This window comes from Acinetobacter sp. YH12086 (assembly GCF_013419345.1).
GTDB lineage: Bacteria > Pseudomonadota > Gammaproteobacteria > Pseudomonadales > Moraxellaceae > Acinetobacter > Acinetobacter amyesii.
This window is the reverse complement of the sequence record NZ_VPAF01000016.1, coordinates 19,139-40,477: the sequence shown is the minus strand read 5'-3', so window position 1 is coordinate 40,477 and position 21,339 is coordinate 19,139. Positions and strand designations below refer to the sequence as shown.

Sequence of the window (21,339 nt, the reverse complement as noted above, 5' to 3'; positions counted from 1 at the left end):
ACTTTATTTTTAATGTGACTTAAGTCGCTAAAAGTCATTAATCCACATTAGATTAAAAGCCAATGTAGACTTTGGTTTTTTGGGGGGAAATGTGGTGAAAATAGTCTTTAGCGGCTGGCTTTACGAGCTTTATTTTCAGGCTTTGGTGCAGCGATTTCACGTTCAGCTTTCCAAACATCAATAAAATCTTTTTCATTAATATTGTACAGTTCAAGTAGGGCTAAAATGACACCGCCAAACATCATTGGGCCTTCTGAGTTGCTTTGAAACTCAAATATTTTCCCATTCAGGGCATGCAAAATATCTTCAATTTCAAAAATACGGTCACGACCATTGCTATCTGTCGGGTACATTTGGGTATTCAGCACAATTTTCGCAAGACTTTTTTCATTATCTGTTAAGGCCAGAACATCAACCAATTCATCTGCCGAAGGTGCAAAAATTACCGAGTCTTGAAAAATTGTATGTAGAAGTTTCGAAGTAAGTTTAGGTAAAGCTTTTTCAACGAAAGGACGGAATGAAATTGGAAAAATAACATTTCTGGAAATACCCTTAAACATGGGAGCAATTTCTTCAACTTTATAGCCAGCGACACCACAGCCAATCGACGTAATAAAATATTTGGTCTTCGGATGATTCTTGGTATAGATTTTAAAATCATCAACATAATGTTGAATCTGAGACAATGGCATTTGTTGTAAATGCTCATTCATCGTTGGAATAGCAAAACTTTGACCAGCCCATCCACGCCCAATACCATTCATTGCGCCAAAATGCTCTAGGGCCGTACGCGCTGCACCGCCAGCATGTTGACCTGCCATATTGCTGCCAAAAACAAAAATAGTATCTTCGGGTAGGTTTTTAACAATACTTTCGTCATGATATTGGTAAGTCATAAGTTTGATCTGTGGCGTCCTTTTGTTCATGTTGCAGATGAAATTTATATAGGTCAAGTATTAATAAGGGATAAATGAACGCTTTATTCCTGAGTTTTTTTAGAGCCAAGAGTTTCCTCAAGAAAAACATGCGAAATCAGGCGAATTATTTTTCAAACATGAGAAAAATCTATGGGTTTATGTTGAATTATAATTTTACAGTCCGTACACGCCTCTGGTATTTACATAAATTTAGCGTTGTTTTGTGCAACTTTGCCCTCATAATAAAGCCATATAAAACTGTTGAAGAAGAGTGTGATGCAGGAACAGCCTTTTGAACTGGTAACACAATATCAGCCGGCAGGTGATCAGCCTCAAGCGATTGAGAAATTGGTGAAGGGGATTGAAAAAGGAATGCATGATCAGTTGCTCTTAGGGGTAACAGGTTCAGGTAAAACCTATACCATGGCAAATGTGATAGCACGCACGCAACGTCCAACGATTATTATGGCGCATAATAAAACTTTGGCTGCGCAGCTTTATGGCGAGTTTAAAGCCTTCTTTCCGCATAATGCCGTGGAATACTTCGTCAGTTATTATGACTATTATCAACCCGAAGCCTATGTTCCATCTTCAGATACTTTTATTGAAAAAGATTCATCGATTAATGATCATATCGACCAAATGCGTCTTTCGGCAACACGGGCATTGTTAGAGCGACGTGATGCAATTATCGTTGCGTCAGTTTCAGCTATTTATGGTCTGGGTGATCCCAATGCTTATATGAGTATGCTTCTGCATATCGTGGAAGGAGACCGTATTAGCCGTGATGATATCATCCGTCGTTTGGTGGAAATGCAATACACCCGAAATGAACTCGAATTTTTACGGGGCACATACCGTATTCGTGGTGAAATTATTGATATTTTTCCTGCTGAATCTGATCAAAATGCCATTCGAATAGAGTTATTTGATGATGAAGTTGATTCAGTTCGATGGTTTGATCCATTGACGGGCAGAATGGTCCGTAAAGTGCCACGGATTACGATTTACCCAAAAAGCCATTATGTAACACCTAAAGATAATTTACAGCGTGCAATTGGAACGATTCGTGAAGAACTCGCAGAACGACTAGGATTCTTTCGTGCAAATGATAAATTACTCGAAGCACAGCGTATCGAACAACGTACACGTTATGATTTAGAGATGATGCAGCAGCTTGGCTATACCAACGGTATTGAAAACTATTCACGCCACTTGTCTGGCCGTCCTTCTGGTGAAGCACCTCCGACTTTGTTTGATTATGTACCTGATGATGCTTTATTAATCATTGATGAATCGCACGTTACCGTACCGCAAATTGGGGCTATGTATAAAGGTGACCGTTCACGTAAAGAAAATTTGGTCAATTACGGTTTTCGTTTACCAAGTGCGCTTGATAACCGCCCAATGAAATTTGAAGAATGGGAGCGGATTATTCCTTCGACGATTTATGTCAGTGCAACGCCTGCACATTATGAAATGGAAAAGTCTGAACAAGTCGTTGAGCAAGTGGTTCGACCCACAGGTTTGGTTGATCCTGAAATTGAAATTCGTCCAGTGTTAACGCAAGTGGATGATGTATTGTCAGAAATTAATAATCGAAAAAACTTAAATGAGCGTGTATTGGTTACGACATTAACCAAACGTATGGCAGAAGATTTAACTTCATATTTGAAAGAATATGGCATTAAAGTCGCTTATTTACATTCAGATATTGACACTGTTGAGCGCACTAAAATTATCCATGAATTGCGTTCGGGTGTATACGATGCAATTGTTGGGATTAACTTACTGCGCGAAGGCTTAGATATGCCAGAAGTGTCTCTAGTCGCCATTTTAGATGCAGACAAAGAAGGCTTCTTGCGTTCTGAGCGTTCTTTGATTCAAACCATTGGTCGTGCAGCGCGTAACTTAAACGGTAAAGCGATTTTATATGCAGATCGTATGACCGACTCCATGCAAAAAGCCATTGATGAAACGGATCGTCGTCGTAATTTACAGATTGCATTTAACCTTGAACATGGCATTACGCCACGCAGTGCAGTGCGTCAAAACGTCAATGATATTGATACAGGTGAAGTGCTGACAGATGATGAAATCGATGCAAAAATTTCAGATCAGGCCAAGGCATTAACTGCAGATGAACGTCATTTGATGTCGGATCCAAAACTTCTGGCAAAACATATGAACAAGCTGGAAAAAGAAATGCTGAAGGCATCGAAAGATTTACAGTTTGAACAAGCCGCTCGATTACGCGATGAAATCTTGCGTTTAAAAGCACAGATGATTTCATAATTTTGTTAGACAAGATGCGGAATATTGTTTGAATGACATACATAATTCAGACAAGAAAATGATTTTTAGAGCAATTTTTTCCGCTAGAGTAAAAACACGAGAGAAAGAATTACTTAATTTTCATCGAATGTTTTGCATCGAAATGAGGCATAAAAATGACAACAACGAATCTTCCGAAAGCTGGTTTTAGGCTCGCAAAAATTGCATTAGGTGCTGTAGTCTTAATTGGTTTAGGTGCAGCTACAATGGCCTATGCACAGACGAAACCATTACAGACTGTGGAAAAAGTTGAGCTCGATCGTTATTTAGGTATGTGGTATGAAGTAGCTCGTAAGCCTATGGTTTTTCAAAAAAGCTGTGACCGTGATGTGATTGCGGTTTACACGCTAAATGAAAATGGCAACATTAATGTAAATAATCGCTGTGTATCTAAAGATGGTACCAAGAAGCAATCAATAGGCGAGGCATTTGTACAAAATGCACCGTTTAACTCGAAATTAAAAGTTAGTTTCTTACCAGAAGCCATTCGTTGGTTGCCTGTGGGGCGTGGTGATTATTGGGTACTCAAAGCCGATGAAGACTATCAAACAGTTTTGGTGGGTGAGCCACGTCGTAAATATATGTGGGTTCTTTCTCGTTCGGCTCATCCAGATCAGGAAGTGCTTCAGGAATATCTAAATTATGCGCAATCTGTCGGTTATGACTTATCAGATATTATTCATACCAAGCAAACAGTAAAACCATAAAACCTAAATATTTGAACAAATGCTAAAAAACCATGCCTGTGCATGGTTTTTTATTTGCTAGAATGTCCATGCGAAAAGCTTGATTGATCAAGCAAAATATCAAGATTATGTAGTCATTTGGACTGGAGTGAAAGATGTATAAAGGCGTTGCATTGTCTGTATTGGCATCGGTCACTTTCGGTATTTTGTATTTCTTTACCATCTTTTTAAAACCTCTAGATAGCGAGCAAACTTTTGCATGGCGCATGTTGGCGACCTTGCCATTTTTAACCTTATTTATGTGGTGGATGAAAGATTTAAACAAAGTCAGTGAAATTTTTTGGCGTGTGGTCAAGCAACCGATCTTTCTCATTTGGTTAATCATTAGTTCATTTTTATGTACTACACAGCTTTGGTTGTTTTTGTGGGGACCAATTAATGGCCGAGGGCTAGAAGTATCTTTAGGGTATTTTTTATTGCCCTTAGTAATGGTTCTGGTTGGATGTGTACTGTATAAAGAAAAGCTGTCTAAATGGCAGATGGCTGCCGTGGCATTGGCAATTTTAGGGGTCGGCCACGAAATTTGGCGTATTGGCAGTATCGCGTGGGAAACTGTCTATGTCGCTGTGGCTTATCCGATTTATTTCTTTTTACGTCGTACCTTTAAAACCGATCATTTGGGTGGTTTTTGGTGGGATCTTTGCTTAATTTTGCCTGTAGCCTTTTATTTAGGATTTATTCATAGCGATAGTTTAGCGCTGATGTCGTTATTCCCGTATCTGATTTTGGCGGTTTTAGGACTGGGTTTTCTGAGTGCGCTTGGCTTAGGTAGCTATATGTTGGCGAGTCGTTATTTGCCATTTGTGATTTTTGGTTTGTTGAGTTATTTAGAACCCGTGTTGTTAGCTTTTGCATCCATCGCATTGGGGGAGCGAGTAGAAGCCGAAGAATGGCTGACCTATATTCCAATTTGGGGTGCGGTATTATTATTGGTGATAGAAGGTGTTTTGCATCTGTTTAAACAAAAGCAAAATGAACGTGCGCTAGCAAAAAATGTAAAAGCGTTAAATGATCGAATCGATTCTTAAACTGAAAATGCTGGTACGATAAATTGATCAGTTTACAATTAATGCTTGCTGTTTTTTAGTAAAATCTTAAACTTAGAAAACTACAACAAGACATGATTCAATTTATTGTTTAGGAAGAACAGCATTGAATGATGGTGTACAAAAATATTTATTTTAGATAAAAATAAACTGAAATCGATAAAAGATTGATTAAAGATTGATTAAAGAACCAAGATACAGGAAGCAGTCAGTGGTTGTCCCATTTCATCTAAGCGCAAAACTTTTACAGCTAGAGCCTGTGTTGGATCAGCATTGGCAGAGTATCGTGTCTGAAGTGTGCACTGATCTTGATCAATCAAACTTACCGCAGATACAGCAGGTGTTATCGCAAAAAGGTATTCGTTGGGAGTCTTCATCACAGTCGTATCAAAGCGATGTACCGATGAATTTGGGCATGCTGATGAAAGTACTAAAATATGATGTCATGCGTGAGCATGCACAGTATTTGGCAACACAGCTCGAAGAACTTAGGATATTGACCCAGAGTATTCAAATTGCGCGAAAATTAGAAGAAAACCTACTCTATATCAATAAAATAGATGCAGAAGAAGATTTTGAATTACAGCATGAAAAAAACGAATTACATCGGCATTTTATTTTAAATGCCGCACAAATCATCCGTGAAATGGATTTGATTGCGCCGAGTGATGCACGTCAACTCACTGCTCTGCAAGTTAAAATTTTCTTGATCGAAATTTTCTTAAAGTCACATGTGTTGGGGCAAGTGTTTGATGCTTCTATCCCGAAATCATCTGAGGTTTGGCAACATCCGATTTTTAAATACTATTTAAAGCGTGAACAAAAAACGCGATATCTACAAATCGTACAAACATCTGAGTTTATTTATATTTTGTCGCCTGATTTAGATTGGACGACGCAGTATTCAGCAACGCGGTTTTTATCTACAAAGCATAATGATGCCTTAGCAGACGATGTTTTTGATGGGGTGGCCATAGATTTAAATACTGCTTTAGAAAATCAACAGATCGAACAATTAAAATTTCGAGTCTCAAAGTTGGCATCCATTGCAGGTTTTATACATTTAGATCTACAAAATTTAATGCAGCAACTACATACACGGGTAGATAAGCATCTACTTTTGATGCTGCATGTAGAGGATGCCATTCAATTGGCAACGGTTTTACCTGCTTTTGAGCAGCAGTTCAATGCATTGATCTTGAAGCCATTGCATCAGACTGTTCAATATCAACTGAGTGAGCAGATACAGCATGATTTTGTCTTTTTCCATAGCATGCAAATATCTCAGAAGCTCATCACGAGTCTAAAAGTCTTGAGTAGTTGCCCAAAGTTTGAGGCAAGTTTGGAGTTGAAACGACTGCGACTTCAACTACAGGCTTGGCAGGTGCTTTTGTTGAAACGGCGTGCTCAAATTTTTCATGTCCAAAACGAAGATAATTGGGAGTTTCATCATCAGCAGTCACAGCAAATTTATATGGCGCTGAAGGCGCTCTTGCAGTCGGTCGATGATCAGCAGAAGGTCTTTGCTACAGAAGCAACTGTAGAAAATATGGGTACCCATGGCGCGCATGTTGGATTTTCCAAACGCATGACGAAAACAGGGGATTATGAAAGCCTTGAAGCCGATGCTTTAAAAGCGCAGCAGCAAAAAAAGCGACAAACTTATATGCAGGTTTTAATGTTGCAAAAGGAACATGCGTCACAGCTCGTCAATCTCGATTTTGAGCCATGTGAAAATGCCTTAAAGGTGCAGTCTTTTAGTGATCGGAGATATTTTGCGATTAGTACTGGAGAGAATGGTTTAAATGCACTACCGAAAATATTAGAGCTGAGTGTAAATTTCTTTGATTTTAATTTGGAAAAGTTTGCTGAGAATCTGAAAAATTAACAGAATTTTAAATATTGATCTGACTTTAAAACTAATGTTAGGCAGTAACATTAGAGGCGTAATTTGATCCAAATAAAAGAACGATACGCGGTAATGTTATCCGCAATTGTCTAAGACAAGGTTACTTCTAATAAAAAATGTTTTTGCGATACTTTGAATAAATTGACGGTAGTGAACGAGTTTTGCGGTGAGGAGCATTGCTCCGCAAGATGGTTTGCTTGCGAAGCTTCGCTTCTCATTTTGCCAAATGAGAAACAACGTTTCGTAAGAGTACCTCCAGCTGAAGGCTAAACCCTTTATTCAAACCTCAGATGTAAGACTCCGTCGAATAGTCTTAAAAATCATCTAAAAATGTGAAATTATTATTACGAGCTTAGCATCAGTAAAAATACTATAAATTGAGCAAAATAAAAAAACAGCACAATTTGAAAAATATAAATATTCGTTCATCTTTGAGCTAAATCTGCTGAGATCTGGTTGATAAAACTACATTTGAAATTTTGTGACAAAAATCTGCGAAAAAGCCGGTTTTTCAACTTTCGGCTATAAAATCATAATACTAATCATGATTATTTTGAAAATTGATAGTGAATATATAACAAAATAACCTTGTCGAAATCTGCTTTTAGATTCATTAATTTTCAGTTTTCCATTACAATTGTGGGGTTTTGAAATTTATGCTTAGATTTACAATTAATTAGAGGACGTATCTGTGAGCAAAGACACTATCGTTGCCCTACATGCAGAGCACCAAGGTCGCTGGAAAAACCGTGAAGAAATCGCGGAACGTATGATTGCCCTAGTGGGTCAGTTATATCGTGAAAAAAACATCGTAGCTACAGTATACGGTCGTTCTTTAATTAACCGTTCGGTTATCCAAATTCTTAAAGCGCATCGTCGTACTCGCGTACTTGACGTTGAACTTTCAGTTGTGAACACTTTCCCAATTCTTGAAGCTTTGGCGAAAATCGAAAACATCGGTACTGCTGAAATTGATCTTGGCAAACTTGCTGTTGAGTTCAAAGAAAAAGGCGGTGATGTTGACGCATTCGTTGCTGACGCTGTGAAATCACTCGAAGGCAATGCAACTAACGTTGAAAACCGTGATGTTGTACTTTACGGTTTCGGTCGTATCGGTCGTATCCTTGCACGTTTGATGATCAGCCAATCTGGTCTAGGTCGTGGTCTTAACCTTAAAGCAATCGTTGTTCGTAAATCATCTGACGGTGACTTAGAAAAACGTGCGTCTTTGTTACGTCGTGACTCTATTCATGGTCCATTCGCAGGTACGATTTCTGTTGATGAAGAAAACGAAGCAATCATTGCTAACGGTAACTTCATCAAAGTGATCTATGCGTCTAACCCATCTGAAGTTGATTACACTGCTTACGGTATTAACAATGCACTTGTAATCGATAACACAGGTAAATGGCGTGATTCTGAAGGTCTTGCACAGCACCTTAAATGCGCTGGCGCTGCACGTGTCATTCTAACTGCACCTGGTAAAGGTGACATGAAGAACGTTGTATACGGTGTGAACCAAGCTGACATCCTTGATGAAGATACAATCATCTCTGCTGCAAGCTGTACAACAAACGCGATCACACCAACACTTAAAGTGTTAAATGACAAGTACACAGTGATCAATGGTCACGTTGAAACAGTTCACTCGTTCACAAACGACCAAAACTTGATCGACAACTACCATAAAGCTGACCGTCGTGGTCGTGCTGCTACTTTAAACATGGTAATCACTGAAACTGGTGCTGCTAAAGCTGTTGCTAAAGCACTTCCTGCTCTTCAAGGTAAATTGACTGGTAACTCAGTACGTGTACCTACTCCAAACGTATCTCTTGCAATTTTGAACCTTACTTTGGGTCAAGATGTTGATCGTGAAGAAGTGAATGAATACATTCGCCAAATTTCAATCAACTCTAACCTTCAAGGTCAAATCGGTTATACAAACTCAACTGAAGTTGTATCGTCTGACTTTATCGGTTCACGTACTGCTGGTGTGTTTGACGCTCAAGCGACAATCGCTTCTGGTAACCGTTTAACTGCTTATGTTTGGTACGATAACGAAGTGGGTTATAGCTGCCAAGTATTGCGTATTGCTGAGCAAATGGGCGGCGTAAGCTATCCAAAAGTTCCTGCTGAAACTAATGCTTAATTAGTTCACGCTGTAAAAAAAGGGCCTCATTTGAGGCTCTTTTTTTATCTAAAGAGTATGGGTTAAAAACTTAAGGCATAGATGACGAATGGATTGATCAAAAGTATCAAAAGTTCTTGTTTTTTTCTGCCACTGTTAGATGAGTGTGAGTCATTTATAATGAAAAGCTGACTAAAATGTTCAAGTTTTAAGTTTATGAAATTATTAAAGAATTAAATACAAAAAATTGCAAACTGGTTTGTATAATGTGTTCAAAATGAGACTGTAAAAAATAAAAAGCAAAAGGAATTTAGTTTGCAAGCAAAGCACATGCTCAGTGGATTGGCATTTATTGTGTTTGCTACGCTCTGTGGTGTACTTATCGCCATTTGGGTGTTTAAGCACTTTAATATTTATATTCCGCTAGAAAATCAGAACGTCAATATTGATCTGCAAGAGCCGTTACAAGCCGAAGTCAAAATTCATGATGCCTTGGATGTGGACGTGACAGGGAGGGTGAATGCTGAAATTCCGATACATGAAAATTTAAATATTCCCTTAACTCAAACGCTGACGCCACGGGTGTATTTTGATAATCAAGTCCCGATTAAGACCACGATTCCAGTGCGTGAAACTTTGAAAGTGAATCAAAACCTACCTGTGAACACCAAAGTGAAAGTTAAAGTCATGGGGCAGGATGTGACTTTGCCGCTCAAAGGTGATATCCCGATACAATTGGATATTCCAGTAAATATGAATGTGCCTTTGGAGCAAAAAGTACATTTAAAATTTGATGCGCCAGTCAAAACCGTGCTGAAAGAAAACCTACATATTCCACTAAATGCAAATTTAAAAACCAACATTCCTATTGAAGGTAATTTAAATGTTCCAATTAAGACGGCATTAAAAGCGACAGTGGATGTGCAAAATACGTTGCCGGTTCAAATTAAAAAGGGTGAATTGGTAATTCCACTAAAAACAATGCGACTCAATAGAGAGCATGCCAAAACTGAAGCTAAAGCTCAGGAGTAAGCCATGTGGATATTTCAATCAGCGAAGCGCGTCATTTTGAGTTTTATCGCAGTTACGTTATTGGTTGCGGTGTTATTTTGGTTGTATTTAAATATTTATGCGTCGATGCAAGTACGTGCAAAAAATGCTGATATTCAATTGTCGCATTCACTACCCACCAAAATTTCCGTTGGTAATTATTTGCAAACGCAGTCTATTGGGACTCTGGATACGCAGATTGCTTTAGATCGGAAGCTGCAACTACCCTTAAAGGGAAAATATCTGGCAGATTTGCAGTTTAGTGTAGAGGTTCCGATCTCAGTGGATATTGATTATTCCACCAATATTCAAATTAACCAGACGATGCCGCTTGAGGCGACCACAGATTTGGTGATTAAAAATAAACTCGTGCCGAAATTTCCCTTAAAAATGGACATTCCTGTCAAGTTAGATGTGCCTTTTCATTTGAAAAGAACCTATAACATTCCTATTCGAATTAATTTTAATGGTCCTGTGTATTTTGAGTTTAATGAAAAAGTTGATTTGCACGTGGTACATCAGTTTGCACCACAACTAAAACTCAATGACCCGATGACCATGCGAAAAATCGCAACCTTTAATGCCACGATGTATAACGCAGAGCGTAATACCAAGGCAAATTTAGATATGAATATGGATTTGCCGATAAAAAATGTACATCCATAACTCAGATTAAAACCAACAAAAAAGCCCGAATCAATTCGGGCTTTTTGTTGGTTTGATCTTATTTTAAAGCAGCTTCAACAGCACTGTGTAGAGTAGTGGTTGGGTGACCGAGTAGCTGTTCCAAGTCCTTGCGATCACTTTGCATCGCACCGTCAATGCTATTGATATCGGCATCGACGATCACATCTACAAGACCAGCAGGTAATCCAGCTTGTAATAGACCTTGTGTGTATTCTTCTGCTGTAAGATTTTGATAGTGAACATTTTGACCTGAAACTTGCTGTAGGGTTTCAGCAAGCTGTGCCAAGGTGAAACTGTCTGAGCTTGCAAGTTCATAGGTTTTATTCTCATGACCAGCGCTTGTAAGCACTTTTGCAGCAGCTTCGGCATAGTCAGCACGGGATGCTGCATTAATTTTTCCATCCTTTGCTGCACCAAATAAGGTACCTGTTTCAACCACATGTCCTGCAGCAGCAAGATAGTTTTCGACATACCAGTTATTTCGTAAGAAGGTATAGGTTAAACCACTAGCTTGAATCAAACTTTCTGTTTCACGATGTTCTTGAGATAAACCCAATGGTGACGTATCTGCACGTAACAGGCTGGTATAAGCAAGATATGGAACTTTCGCTTCTACTGCAGCATCAATTACGGCTTTGTGTTGTGGAGTACGACGACCAATTTCATTGGCAGAAATGAGTAATAATTTATCGACACCTTGTAGTGCAGGAACAAGTGTATCTGGTTGATCATAGTCAAAATGACGAAGTTCGATGCCTTGAGCTTGTAGAGATGCTGCTTTTTCTGTTGAGCGAACTAAAGCGATGATGTTTTCGGCCGCGGTTTCTTTCAATAAAAATTGAAGGACCAATTGGCCTAGTTGACCTGTTGCACCTGTAATTGCGATTTTCATATTTAAACCCTCTGATTGTTGAATAAATGATCTTGATGGTTGAATCTTAATCTGTTAACTTACTAAATGTAAGTACGTACCAAAAAGTAAGTTAGTGACTTTGAGGAAAGATTTAATGAACACATACGCTACAAGTAAATTATTAGGTCAAGTTTTATCCACAGATTGTCCATCTAGAGAAATATTGGAACATCTCACCAATAAATGGTCAGTATTAGTTTTGCGTTGTTTGACTGAAGGGGTACACCGTTTTAGTGAACTTAAGCAGCGGATCGAAGGGGTGAGCGAAAAGATGCTGGCTCAAACGCTGAAAATGCTCGAGCAAGATGGTTTTATCTTACGGACAGTCTATCCAGTTGTGCCACCCAAAGTTGAATATCAACTGACTTTAATGGGCTCACAGGCTGCAGAAAAGTTAATGCATCTGATTGGTTGGGTTGAACGAACCTTGCCTGAAATTATTGAAGCCAAGGAAAATGCACGTAAATAGCTTTCAGAAATGGGGAGTGAAATTCGTTTGCCATTTATCAAAGGTATTTTGATGATGAGCTAAAGATTTTCGAGCGAGGTGCGGATTTTCCTAAAAATTTGCATCAGCACCAAGATGAATGAAATTTATAGTATTGCTGAATAATATTGTTCGAGAAATTCTTTAAAATATGGCAGAATAAGCGGTTTTAAAGTTTTTAGAGGATTGGCAAACATGCGCTTTGTTGATGAAGCGGTCATTACCGTAGAGGCTGGCGACGGTGGCAATGGCGTAGCCAGTTTTCGCCGTGAAAAATTCGTACCATTTGGTGGTCCAGATGGTGGTGATGGTGGTCGTGGCGGTAACGTATACGTTCAAGCCGACAACGACACAAGTACCCTAGTAGATTATCGTTATACACGTAAATTCCGTGCAGAACGTGCTAAAAATGGTCGTGGAGCGAACTGCTCAGGCCGTGGCGGTGAAGATACCGTATTGCTCGTTCCAGTGGGCACAACAATTGTAGATACAGAATCTGGCGATATCATCGGCGACTTAGTGGCTGACGGTCAGCGTGTGTTAGTGGCAGCAGGTGGTGAAGGTGGTTTGGGTAATACTCACTTCAAATCTTCAACCAACCGTTCTCCACGTAAATGTACACACGGCTCAAAAGGCGAATATCGTGAAATTCGTCTTGAATTAAAAGTACTCGCAGACGTTGGTTTGTTGGGTATGCCAAATGCGGGTAAATCAACCTTTATCCGTGCAGTTTCAGCAGCAAAACCAAAAGTTGCAGATTATCCATTTACCACTATGGTGCCAAACCTAGGTGTGGTTGATGCCGATAGTCACCGTTCATTTGTAATGGCGGATATTCCAGGTCTAATCGAAGGTGCGGCAGAAGGTGCAGGTCTAGGTATTCGATTCCTGAAACACTTGGCGCGTACACGTATTTTATTGCACATCGTAGATGTTCAACCGATTGATGGATCAGACCCTGCGTACAATGCAAAAGCAATTTTGGAAGAATTGAAAAAATTCTCTCCAACACTTTCAAAATTACCTGTTGTATTGGTACTCAATAAAGTAGACCAATTGGCGGCTGAAACGCGTGATGAATGGTGTGATCACATTCTCGAAGAGTTGCAGTGGAAAGGCCCTGTATTCAAAACTTCAGGTTTAACGTTTGAAGGTACTAAAGACGTTGTGTACTACCTGATGGATCAAATTGAAGAACAGCGCGAACGCGAAACTGAAGATCCTGAATATGCAGCAGAAGTTAAAGCGTTCCGTGATCAGCTTGAAGCTGAAACACGTGAGCAAACGCTTGCTGCGAAAGAAGCATATCGTGAAATGCGTCGTCAACAACGTCTGGCAGGTCAAGGTGAAGACTTTGATGATGAATTTGAAGACGGTGATGATGAGGCAGAATCGTACTACGTACGTTAATTGCTGAATAAGTGTCAAAGCAAACAAGTCTGAGGACAAGATGATAGAAGTGGTAGATGGGCAACGTCAGCTCAAGGGTTGTAAACGTATCGTTGTTAAAATCGGATCATCACTACTCACAGCAAACGGAAAAGGGTTAGATCTGGATGCAATCTCGCATTGGGCGGGACAAATTGCAGAACTACACAATGCAGGACGCGAGATCATTCTTGTGTCTTCCGGTGCTGTGGCTGAAGGTATGGTTCGAATGAATCTGGACAGCCGACCCACAGATCTACCCAGTCTTCAGGCTTGCGCAGCCATTGGACAAATGGGTTTAATACATACTTGGTCAAGCGTTTTAGAACAACGTTCTATTCGTACAGCTCAAGTTTTATTAACCCATGACGATTTGGCTGACCGTCGTCGTTATTTAAACTCTTGTGATGCCTTGCAGCATTTGATTGATTGGCGTGTGATTCCTGTGATCAATGAAAATGACACAGTGTCGACTGACGAAATCCGCTTTGGTGATAACGATACTTTGGCAGCTATGGTGGCGGGTCAGGTACATGCAGACTTATTGGTGATTTTAACTGACCAAGAAGGCATGTTTGACTCAGACCCTCGTTCCAATCCAGATGCCAAACTGTTCCATACAGTACGTGCAATGGATGAATCATTATTCGATATGGCTGGCGGCGGCGGTAAATTCGGTCGTGGTGGTATGTTGACCAAAGTTCGTGCGGCACGTTTGGCAGCCAAGTCCGGTTGCCCAACAGTCATTGCGAGCGGTGATAGTGATAATGTGCTGTCACGCGTGATGGCCGGTGAATTACTTGGTACATTATTTATTACCGACAATGACCGTGTCACAGCCCATCAACAATGGTTAGCTGCACATTTACAAACAGCTGGTCGTTTAGTGATTGATGATGGTGCAGTCAAAGCCATTCGTGATAATCACCGCAGTTTATTACCTGTAGGCGTGAAAGCGGTTGAAGGGCATTTTGAACGTGGTGATGTGGTGGAGTGTGTCGATACACAAGGTCATCGTGTTGCCGTAGGTCGTGTAAACTTCAGTTCACGCTCGGCAGAAATAGTTAAAGGTTTGGCCTCAGATAAAGTTCATCAAGTTTTAGGGGAAGCCCGATCACTTGAAATGATCCATCGCAATCATATGTCGATTTACTAAATTGAAAATCAAAATCCTGCTTCCGAGCGGGATTTTTTATGGCATGCCATTTGAATATAACGATAAAAATAGTAATAAGACGAGAAGAATATGAGCGAAATTCAATATTTAAACCTTCAAGATCTAAAAGATGAGCAGGCTCAACTGTGTGAATTATTGGCCCAATGTGTGCAAGATGGTGCATCACTGGGTTTTTTAACTAAAGAATCTAAGTCGCACTATGATGAATATTGGTCTGCTGTGGCAAAGGATATTCAAAAGCATAAAACCTTTTTGTGGGTGGCGCTGCAAAGCGGTGAAGTTGTGGGCACAGTACAATTGGTTCGTGCCACCAAAGCCAATGCGCTGCGTCGTACTGAGATTGAAAAACTTATGGTGCATCCAAAGGTACGTCAGCAAGGCATTGCTCACCAATTATTCACACTTGCAGAAGATAAAGCAAAACACTTGAACTTGAAATTACTTATACTTGATACGCGTACAGGCGATGTCTCTGAAAAGCTATATGAAAAATTTAGCTTTATAAAAGCTGGGATCATTCCGCAATTTGCATTGAGCCATACAGGTACAATAGATTCAACGACATTATTTTATAAATTATTAGTTTAAGTTGAAACGGATGGATATTTTAGACCAAAACTCCTGCACAGATGCAGGAGTTTTTTCATTAAAGGTTCTTTTGATTAACTCGTTTAGAGAGTTCTTCCGCACTTTCAACTCGTTCAGAATAGCGATCTGTGAGGTAGGCAGATTGACCACGTGTGAGTAGGGTAAATTTATATAATTCCTCCATCACATCGACAATGCGAGTGTAATAGGAGGAAGGTTTCATGCGATCATTTTCATCAAACTCTAAAAATGCTTTTGCAACGGAAGATTGATTTGGAATCGTGATCATCCGCATCCAACGCCCAAGGATGCGCATTTGGTTAACAGCATTAAAAGATTGCGAACCACCACTGACTTGCATTAACGCCAGCGTTTTACCTTGAGTAGCACGAATGGCACCTGACGCTAAAGGAATCCAATCAATTTGTGCTTTCAATATAGAGCTCATCGCACCATGTCGTTCTGGCGAACACCAAACCATGCCTTCTGACCATGTAAGCAATTCATGTAATTCCTGAACTTTGGGATGTGAAGTTTCAGCATCTTCAGGCAGTGGAAGACCTTTAGGATGAAAGATTTTGACTTCTGCACCAAAATGTTCAAGGATTCGACCCGCCTCCAATACTGTTAAACGGCTAAATGAGCGTTCACGGTTAGAGCCATAGAGCAGCAGAATGCGTGGCGGATGTTCAAGTGCTTTTGCTTGAACATGTTCAAAACTCGGTGTTTCAAGTAGATCTAGTTGAATATTGGGGAGCTTCATTTTAGTTCTCTTTATACCATTTGCGTTTTAACCATAGCGATACACTCACTAATGCAATAAGCACAGGCACTTCAACCAATGGGCCAATAATCGTGGTAAATGCAATCGGAGATGCAATGCCAAAGGTGGCGATGGCAACAGCGAGGGCAAGTTCAAAATTATTACCTGCTGCTGTAAAGGATATCGCAGTGGTTTTGGCGTAGTTATTGCCCATCCATTTGCTCATCAAAAAGCTAATGAAAAACATCACCACAAAGTAGATCGTGAGGGGAATGGCAATACGCAGTACATCCATCGGAAGGCTCACGACATCTGCACCTTTGAGGCTAAACATCACCACAATGGTAAAGAGTAATGCGATTAAACTGATGGGGCTGATTTTGGGTATAAATTGATTTTTATACCAATCCAGACCTTTTTGTTTTACCAATATGGCACGCGTTAGGAAACCGAGCAGGAAGGGAATGCCTAGATACACCAATACTGCATGTGTGATGGTCCAAAAGCTGACTTGGATCACTTGTGCTTCGATACCAAAATAAGGCGGTAAAAAACTCAAAAAGAACCATGCGTAGGTACTAAAAAATGCAATTTGGAAAATACTGTTAAATGCCACTAAAGCCGCAACGTATTGGTTGTCCCCACAAGCGAGATCATTCCAAACCAGAACCATCGCAATACAACGTGCTAAACCAATCAGAATCAAACCGGTCATGTATTCAGGGTAGTGTTGTAAAAAAACGATCGCCAAAATAAACATCAGGCAAGGTGCGATTAACCAGTTTTGAAGTAGTGAAAGGTATAAGGTACGTTTATCTTTAAACACTTCAGGCAGGGCTTTGTAATCCACTTTCGACAAAGGCGGATACATCATCAGGATTAAACCAATGGCAATCGCAATATTGACATCACCGATATTGAGTTGATTTAAAGCTCTTGAAGTACTTGGAACATACACGCCAATCGCAATGCCTAGCCCCATTGCGATAAAAATCCATAGCGTTAAATTGCGGTCTAGAAATGACAGTTTTGCAGCAGCCATTATTGAATCTCTGAAATTTTTTGGATTTCTTTGTTAAGCTCTTCGCGACTTAATTGATTAAAATCGAGTGCAAATAAAGCATCTAAACGGCGGTTAATATGTGCCACGGTATCAAGAAAAGCTGCAAGTTTGATGTCATCTGCAAGCTCTAAATGGGAGGGATCTTCTAAGCCCCAGTGGGCTTTGATGGCAGAGCCTAAGTAAATTGGGCAAGCTTCTTGAGCTGCAGAACCACAGACAGTAATTACCACATCGGGTTGGTATTGTTCACATGCTGTGATGGTTTTACTCGACAAGCCCTCAGTCGGTAGATTGAGGTTATGTAGGGTTTTTAAGGTAAATGGGTGGACTTGTCCTGAAGGTTTACTGCCTGCGCTATAAGCACGGAAACCTTCAGGGGCACGCTGGTTAAAAAGTACTTCGGATAAAATGCTGCGGCAGCTATTGCCAGTACATAGAAATAAAAAATTCATAGCGTTTCACACAATGTGGTAGTGCCTTTCGGGGAGTTTAAATCGAGGTCTTTAAATCGTTCTTGGTGACGCATGACATCGAGTATTTGTGTACACCAAGTAGGCAGTGCAGGGTGAATGGAGTAATAGACCCATTGACCTTTACGTTGATCACTCAGCACACCTGATGAACGCAGTAATGCCAAATGACGCGAAATTTTAGGTTGGCTCAATTCAAGGGACTCAGTGAGTTCGCAGACGCAGAGTTCACCTTTACAAGCCAACAGCATGATGATGTTCAGACGAGTCTCATCTGCAAGTAATTTGAAAAATTCAGTCTGTTCCATGTTTATCTGCATATATGGATTTTCATATATCTTTACATATGGATATATGGATGTCCATATATATTATTCAATAAAAATCCCACACTTGGTGGGATCTTTATATTTAGACCAGTTTAAAAGTCGAATGAAGTTTGTAAGAAGAAGGTTCGTGGCTGACCAATATATTTACCACCGGTTGCATCTGATGAACGGGTGAAATACTGTTTATCAAATACATTCTTAATACCAGCAGCAACTTTAATCCCTTGTAGCGAACCGCCAAAGTCATAGCCTGTACGCACAGCAAAAGTTGAATAGCCTGGAATATCGCCCAGTTTACCATTTGCTGTTTCTTCTGTTTGGTAAATCCCCGAATCTTGGTTACCTGGGGCACGTTGTTTAGATTGTGCATACATGTCGGCATTGATTGACCAAGCATCATATTTATAGCCTAAGCCAAAATTTGCAACATTCTGTGAGTAAAACGGTAAGTCTTTATCTTTAAAGTTACCCGCTTTAGCAACCGCTTTGGTATAGGTGTAGTTGCCATAAGCTTTTAAGCCTTCGAGATTGTCAGCCAAATGTCCAAAGTCATAGCTAAAACCGGTTTCAATCCCTTTATGGCTGGTTGCCCCTAGGCTGGTCCAAATGCCATTGCTGCCGGCATCACGGTCTAAGTAGAGCTCTTTTTCAAAATCTAAATAGAAAGCGGTTAATTCAGCAGTTAAGCCATTACCGAGATATTTAGTGCCGATTTCATAGTTTTTTGACTTTTCTGGGTGTAAGCCATCGAGTGTAGAAACAGCCACATTATCTTTTGCTGCTGCTAATTGGTTATATTGCTGTGGACCAAAAGAGACACCGGCATTGGCAAAGAAATTCCAATGGTCAGTTGCTTTATACAGGACAGCTAAACTTGGTAAAAATTCATCTGATTGGATCGATGGATGAACAGTATTTTGTAATACGCCATTTTTATAGGCACTAAAACTGTTTTGCGTATCAATCGATTCAAAACGAACGCCGGGTGTAATATTCCATTTACCCAATTCTATACGGTTATCGATATAAGCTGCGTGTGCTTTGGTGCCACCCGCACTACGTGTACGTGCAATAAACTGACCGGGTTCAGCATCTGCAGCGTATTCAGTACGGCCTGCGAACTCGGTGCTTTCTTCATCCATATAACGGTAGCCTACAGTCACTTCATTCAGCGTGCTACCTAAGCTATAGCTACGAGAATAACGTGGCTCAATGGCAAAGACTTTATAATCACGCGGTGAAGTATCTAAGCGATGATTGCCATTGGTTAAGGTGGATTCAAGATTGCTGGTACGGAATGAATCGATGTAATAACTTAAAAGTTCAAAGTTGTTCGTGTCATCTTTATGTGTATAACGCAGCGATACATCTGAACGACGGCCAGTGAAAAAATCACGATAATGCGACGTTTGATATGGATTTGCTTCGAATTCAGCAGTGCTTAAACCTTCAGGCATTTCACCTGTACCATCGTAGTGATGGAAATTTAATGCAATTTTATCCTGATCTGTTATGTCATAAGCGGTTTTTAACATGACATCATCAATGTCATTTTTATTGTTCGCTTCACGATAACCATTGCCTTTAGTGCCTGAATAAAGCAAGGCAAGACCTAAACCATTATCTAATGTTCCACCAACAAACAGACTAGGACTTAATTTTACCTGATCTGTACCTGTTGCATATTCAGAGTTTAATGCCACGGTACCTTTAAAGTCTTCAGGAATGCTACGTGTGGTAAAGTTGATAATACCGCCGACATTTTGTGGTCCAAAACGGACAGAACCTGCTCCACGGACTACATCAACAGATTCTATATTTCCTAAAGAGACAGGCGCCATCGAAAGCTGTGGTTGGCCATACGGTGCAAATGACATTGGGATGCCATCGATCAACACGGTTGAACGTGGAGAGAGGCGAGAGGTTAATCCTCGAACGCCAATATTTAATGAAACATCGCTACCGCCAGTACCATTATTTTCTTGAACCTGAACGCCGGGAACTTGGCGTAACGCATCTTTAAGAGATGTTGCTGCGCTTTCGTTTAAGCGTTTACGGTCAATGATGGTCCGCGCACCGGCATGCTTTTGCACCTTTTTTTCATTGGCGTTTTCCAGCCAGTTCCCTTGAGTTTCAATGGTGATGGTTGGCAAAACATCTGCTTGCGCTATCTCTGTATTTTCAGCAGCTGAAGCCAAAGTGGCAACCATGCTTATACCTACGGCAATACTCAGCGGTAATAGCGGGAAATTTTGAAGCTTTGGAGATTTTTTGCTTGAACTATACATAAAAGTGTGAGCAATGGAGAGAGAGCGCGTATCATAATCTTGAGTGCGATAAATTTAAATAAGGATGATTATCATTTAAAACTATGAATTTGATTAAGCTAATAGACTTTTTAATTTAAATAAAGAATAGGTGGATTTTATAATTAAAAAAACCGCGCTAAAGCACGGTTTCTTAAAATGAATTTAATTATTTGAACTGGATAGAGCCATTTGCACTGACCGTGATTTTAGATTCACCACCTGCCATTTCTTGTTCAGGAATAGCATCAGCACTTGCAGCTTTCATCATCGCCATACGCGGAACTGGCTGACCACCATAATTGCTGGTATTTAAATTGATATTCACCAAGTTATAGCCTGACTTATTCCACGCTTGTGACAATGTTTGCGCGCGTTGTTGGAAGTTTTTAGAGGCTTCAACCATGAGTTCATTTTCTACTTTTTTTCGCTGTGCATCTGACACACTAAAGCTGATGGATTGAGTTTGGAAATTTTGTTGTAACTCGCTCACCAATTGGCTAGCTGCTTTAAAGTCTGTACTTTCTAAACGCACTTCGGCACGACCACGCCATTCTTTCAATTTACGACTGTCATTGTCATAAATCGGGTAGGTGCTTTGAGATCCCGTTTCGATTTTTACCGCAGGGTATTTACGGGCTGTGTTCACCGCTTGGGTCATCAATTGGTTGATTTGGGTAGCAAGTTCAGCCGGTTGTTTATTTGATTTTTCAATATATAAAACGGCATACATTTGGTCGTTCGACACTTGGCGAGTAGCATCCGCCTGAATATTCACGATGTTGTAATTGAGTGGGTCAGCTGCTTGAGTTGCTGCTGCCAAACCTAGACCGGATGCTAATAAAACAGTGGATAAGATAATTTTACGCATTGTTATGACCTATTCTTCTTTCAGAATGATTAATTTAGCTTATGCTGTTATCTTAAAAGGGGATTGTGATGGATTAAAGGAAAATCTGTGGTGGGATTGTAAATCTTTCAAGAAAAATAAATGTAGT

Annotated in this window: 19 protein-coding genes; 11 read left to right on the top strand and 8 right to left on the bottom strand. The window is 40.1% G+C overall.

What is annotated here, in order from left to right:
- Positions 1 to 107: 107 nt before the first annotated feature.
- The gene (locus FTU29_RS14335) at positions 108 to 896 is read right to left on the bottom strand and encodes a hypothetical protein (protein ID WP_180108283.1); all 789 of its coding nucleotides are present in this window, start codon (positions 894 to 896) and stop codon (positions 108 to 110) included.
- A gap of 294 nt (positions 897 to 1,190) precedes the next feature.
- On the opposite strand from FTU29_RS14335, the gene uvrB reads away from it, so the two are divergent.
- The 7 genes from uvrB (at position 1,191) to FTU29_RS14300 (ending at position 10,796) form a co-directional block, all read left to right on the top strand.
- The gene (gene uvrB / locus FTU29_RS14330) at positions 1,191 to 3,212 is read left to right on the top strand and encodes an excinuclease ABC subunit UvrB (RefSeq protein WP_180040495.1); all 2,022 of its coding nucleotides are present in this window, start codon (positions 1,191 to 1,193) and stop codon (positions 3,210 to 3,212) included.
- Between the two features lie 155 nt (positions 3,213 to 3,367).
- Positions 3,368 to 3,958 carry a lipocalin family protein gene (locus FTU29_RS14325; RefSeq protein WP_180122534.1) on the top strand — a complete coding sequence of 197 codons (591 nt, stop codon included), beginning with the start codon at positions 3,368 to 3,370 and terminating at the stop codon, positions 3,956 to 3,958.
- 134 nt (positions 3,959 to 4,092) lie between these two features.
- Positions 4,093 to 5,025, top strand: coding sequence for an EamA family transporter RarD (rarD, locus tag FTU29_RS14320; protein ID WP_078191878.1), 933 nt, complete (start codon positions 4,093 to 4,095; stop codon positions 5,023 to 5,025).
- Between the two features lie 229 nt (positions 5,026 to 5,254).
- A complete protein-coding gene (locus tag FTU29_RS14315) occupies positions 5,255 to 6,931 on the top strand; it encodes a hypothetical protein (RefSeq protein ID WP_180122533.1) in 1,677 nt (558 codons plus the stop codon).
- Between the two features lie 712 nt (positions 6,932 to 7,643).
- Positions 7,644 to 9,101, top strand: coding sequence for a glyceraldehyde-3-phosphate dehydrogenase (locus tag FTU29_RS14310; RefSeq protein ID WP_111885541.1), 1,458 nt, complete (start codon positions 7,644 to 7,646; stop codon positions 9,099 to 9,101).
- Between the two features lie 294 nt (positions 9,102 to 9,395).
- A complete protein-coding gene (locus FTU29_RS14305) occupies positions 9,396 to 10,112 on the top strand; it encodes an MFS transporter (protein ID WP_180122532.1) in 717 nt (238 codons plus the stop codon).
- A gap of 3 nt (positions 10,113 to 10,115) precedes the next feature.
- On the top strand, positions 10,116 to 10,796 hold the full coding sequence (locus FTU29_RS14300) for a hypothetical protein (protein ID WP_180122530.1): 681 nt from the start codon (positions 10,116 to 10,118) through the stop codon (positions 10,794 to 10,796).
- A 58-nt stretch (positions 10,797 to 10,854) separates the two neighbouring features.
- Here the strand turns inward: FTU29_RS14300 and FTU29_RS14295 are convergent, their stop codons facing one another.
- Positions 10,855 to 11,709 carry an SDR family oxidoreductase gene (locus FTU29_RS14295; RefSeq protein ID WP_180122528.1) on the bottom strand — a complete coding sequence of 285 codons (855 nt, stop codon included), beginning with the start codon at positions 11,707 to 11,709 and terminating at the stop codon, positions 10,855 to 10,857.
- A gap of 115 nt (positions 11,710 to 11,824) precedes the next feature.
- Between FTU29_RS14295 and FTU29_RS14290 the strand changes: the two genes are divergently transcribed.
- The 4 genes from FTU29_RS14290 to FTU29_RS14275 all read left to right on the top strand — a co-directional run bounded on the left by FTU29_RS14290 (position 11,825) and on the right by FTU29_RS14275 (position 15,410).
- Complete coding sequence (locus tag FTU29_RS14290) at positions 11,825 to 12,199, top strand: helix-turn-helix domain-containing protein (protein ID WP_078191873.1); 375 nt, start codon at positions 11,825 to 11,827, stop codon at positions 12,197 to 12,199.
- 213 nt (positions 12,200 to 12,412) lie between these two features.
- On the top strand, positions 12,413 to 13,627 hold the full coding sequence (cgtA, locus tag FTU29_RS14285; RefSeq protein ID WP_078190204.1) for an Obg family GTPase CgtA: 1,215 nt from the start codon (positions 12,413 to 12,415) through the stop codon (positions 13,625 to 13,627).
- A 40-nt stretch (positions 13,628 to 13,667) separates the two neighbouring features.
- Positions 13,668 to 14,801, top strand: coding sequence for a glutamate 5-kinase (gene proB, locus FTU29_RS14280; RefSeq protein ID WP_180122526.1), 1,134 nt, complete (start codon positions 13,668 to 13,670; stop codon positions 14,799 to 14,801).
- A gap of 90 nt (positions 14,802 to 14,891) precedes the next feature.
- Positions 14,892 to 15,410 (top strand): GNAT family N-acetyltransferase, encoded by a 519-nt coding sequence (locus FTU29_RS14275; protein ID WP_180122524.1) that lies wholly within the window; start codon positions 14,892 to 14,894, stop codon positions 15,408 to 15,410.
- 58 nt (positions 15,411 to 15,468) lie between these two features.
- Here FTU29_RS14275 and arsH read toward each other — a convergent pair whose 3' ends face one another.
- From arsH to FTU29_RS14245, 6 genes are all read right to left on the bottom strand, one after another.
- Positions 15,469 to 16,173: an arsenical resistance protein ArsH gene (gene arsH, locus FTU29_RS14270; RefSeq protein ID WP_180122521.1), complete on the bottom strand. Its 705-nt coding sequence runs from the start codon at positions 16,171 to 16,173 to the stop codon at positions 15,469 to 15,471.
- 1 nt (position 16,174) lies between these two features.
- Positions 16,175 to 17,215: an ACR3 family arsenite efflux transporter gene (gene arsB, locus FTU29_RS14265; RefSeq protein WP_180122515.1), complete on the bottom strand. Its 1,041-nt coding sequence runs from the start codon at positions 17,213 to 17,215 to the stop codon at positions 16,175 to 16,177.
- Entirely contained in the window at positions 17,215 to 17,688 is a 474-nt protein-coding gene (locus FTU29_RS14260) for an arsenate reductase ArsC (protein ID WP_180122514.1), read from the bottom strand. The genes arsB and FTU29_RS14260 overlap by 1 nt, the downstream gene beginning before the upstream one ends.
- Entirely contained in the window at positions 17,685 to 18,014 is a 330-nt protein-coding gene (locus FTU29_RS14255) for a metalloregulator ArsR/SmtB family transcription factor (protein WP_078191857.1), read from the bottom strand. Before FTU29_RS14255 ends, FTU29_RS14260 begins: the two co-directional genes overlap by 4 nt.
- 113 nt (positions 18,015 to 18,127) lie before the next feature.
- Positions 18,128 to 20,323, bottom strand: coding sequence for a TonB-dependent siderophore receptor (locus FTU29_RS14250; protein WP_180122512.1), 2,196 nt, complete (start codon positions 20,321 to 20,323; stop codon positions 18,128 to 18,130).
- 187 nt (positions 20,324 to 20,510) lie between these two features.
- Complete coding sequence (locus FTU29_RS14245) at positions 20,511 to 21,212, bottom strand: SIMPL domain-containing protein (protein ID WP_180122510.1); 702 nt, start codon at positions 21,210 to 21,212, stop codon at positions 20,511 to 20,513.
- Between the last annotated feature and the right edge of the window lie 127 nt (positions 21,213 to 21,339).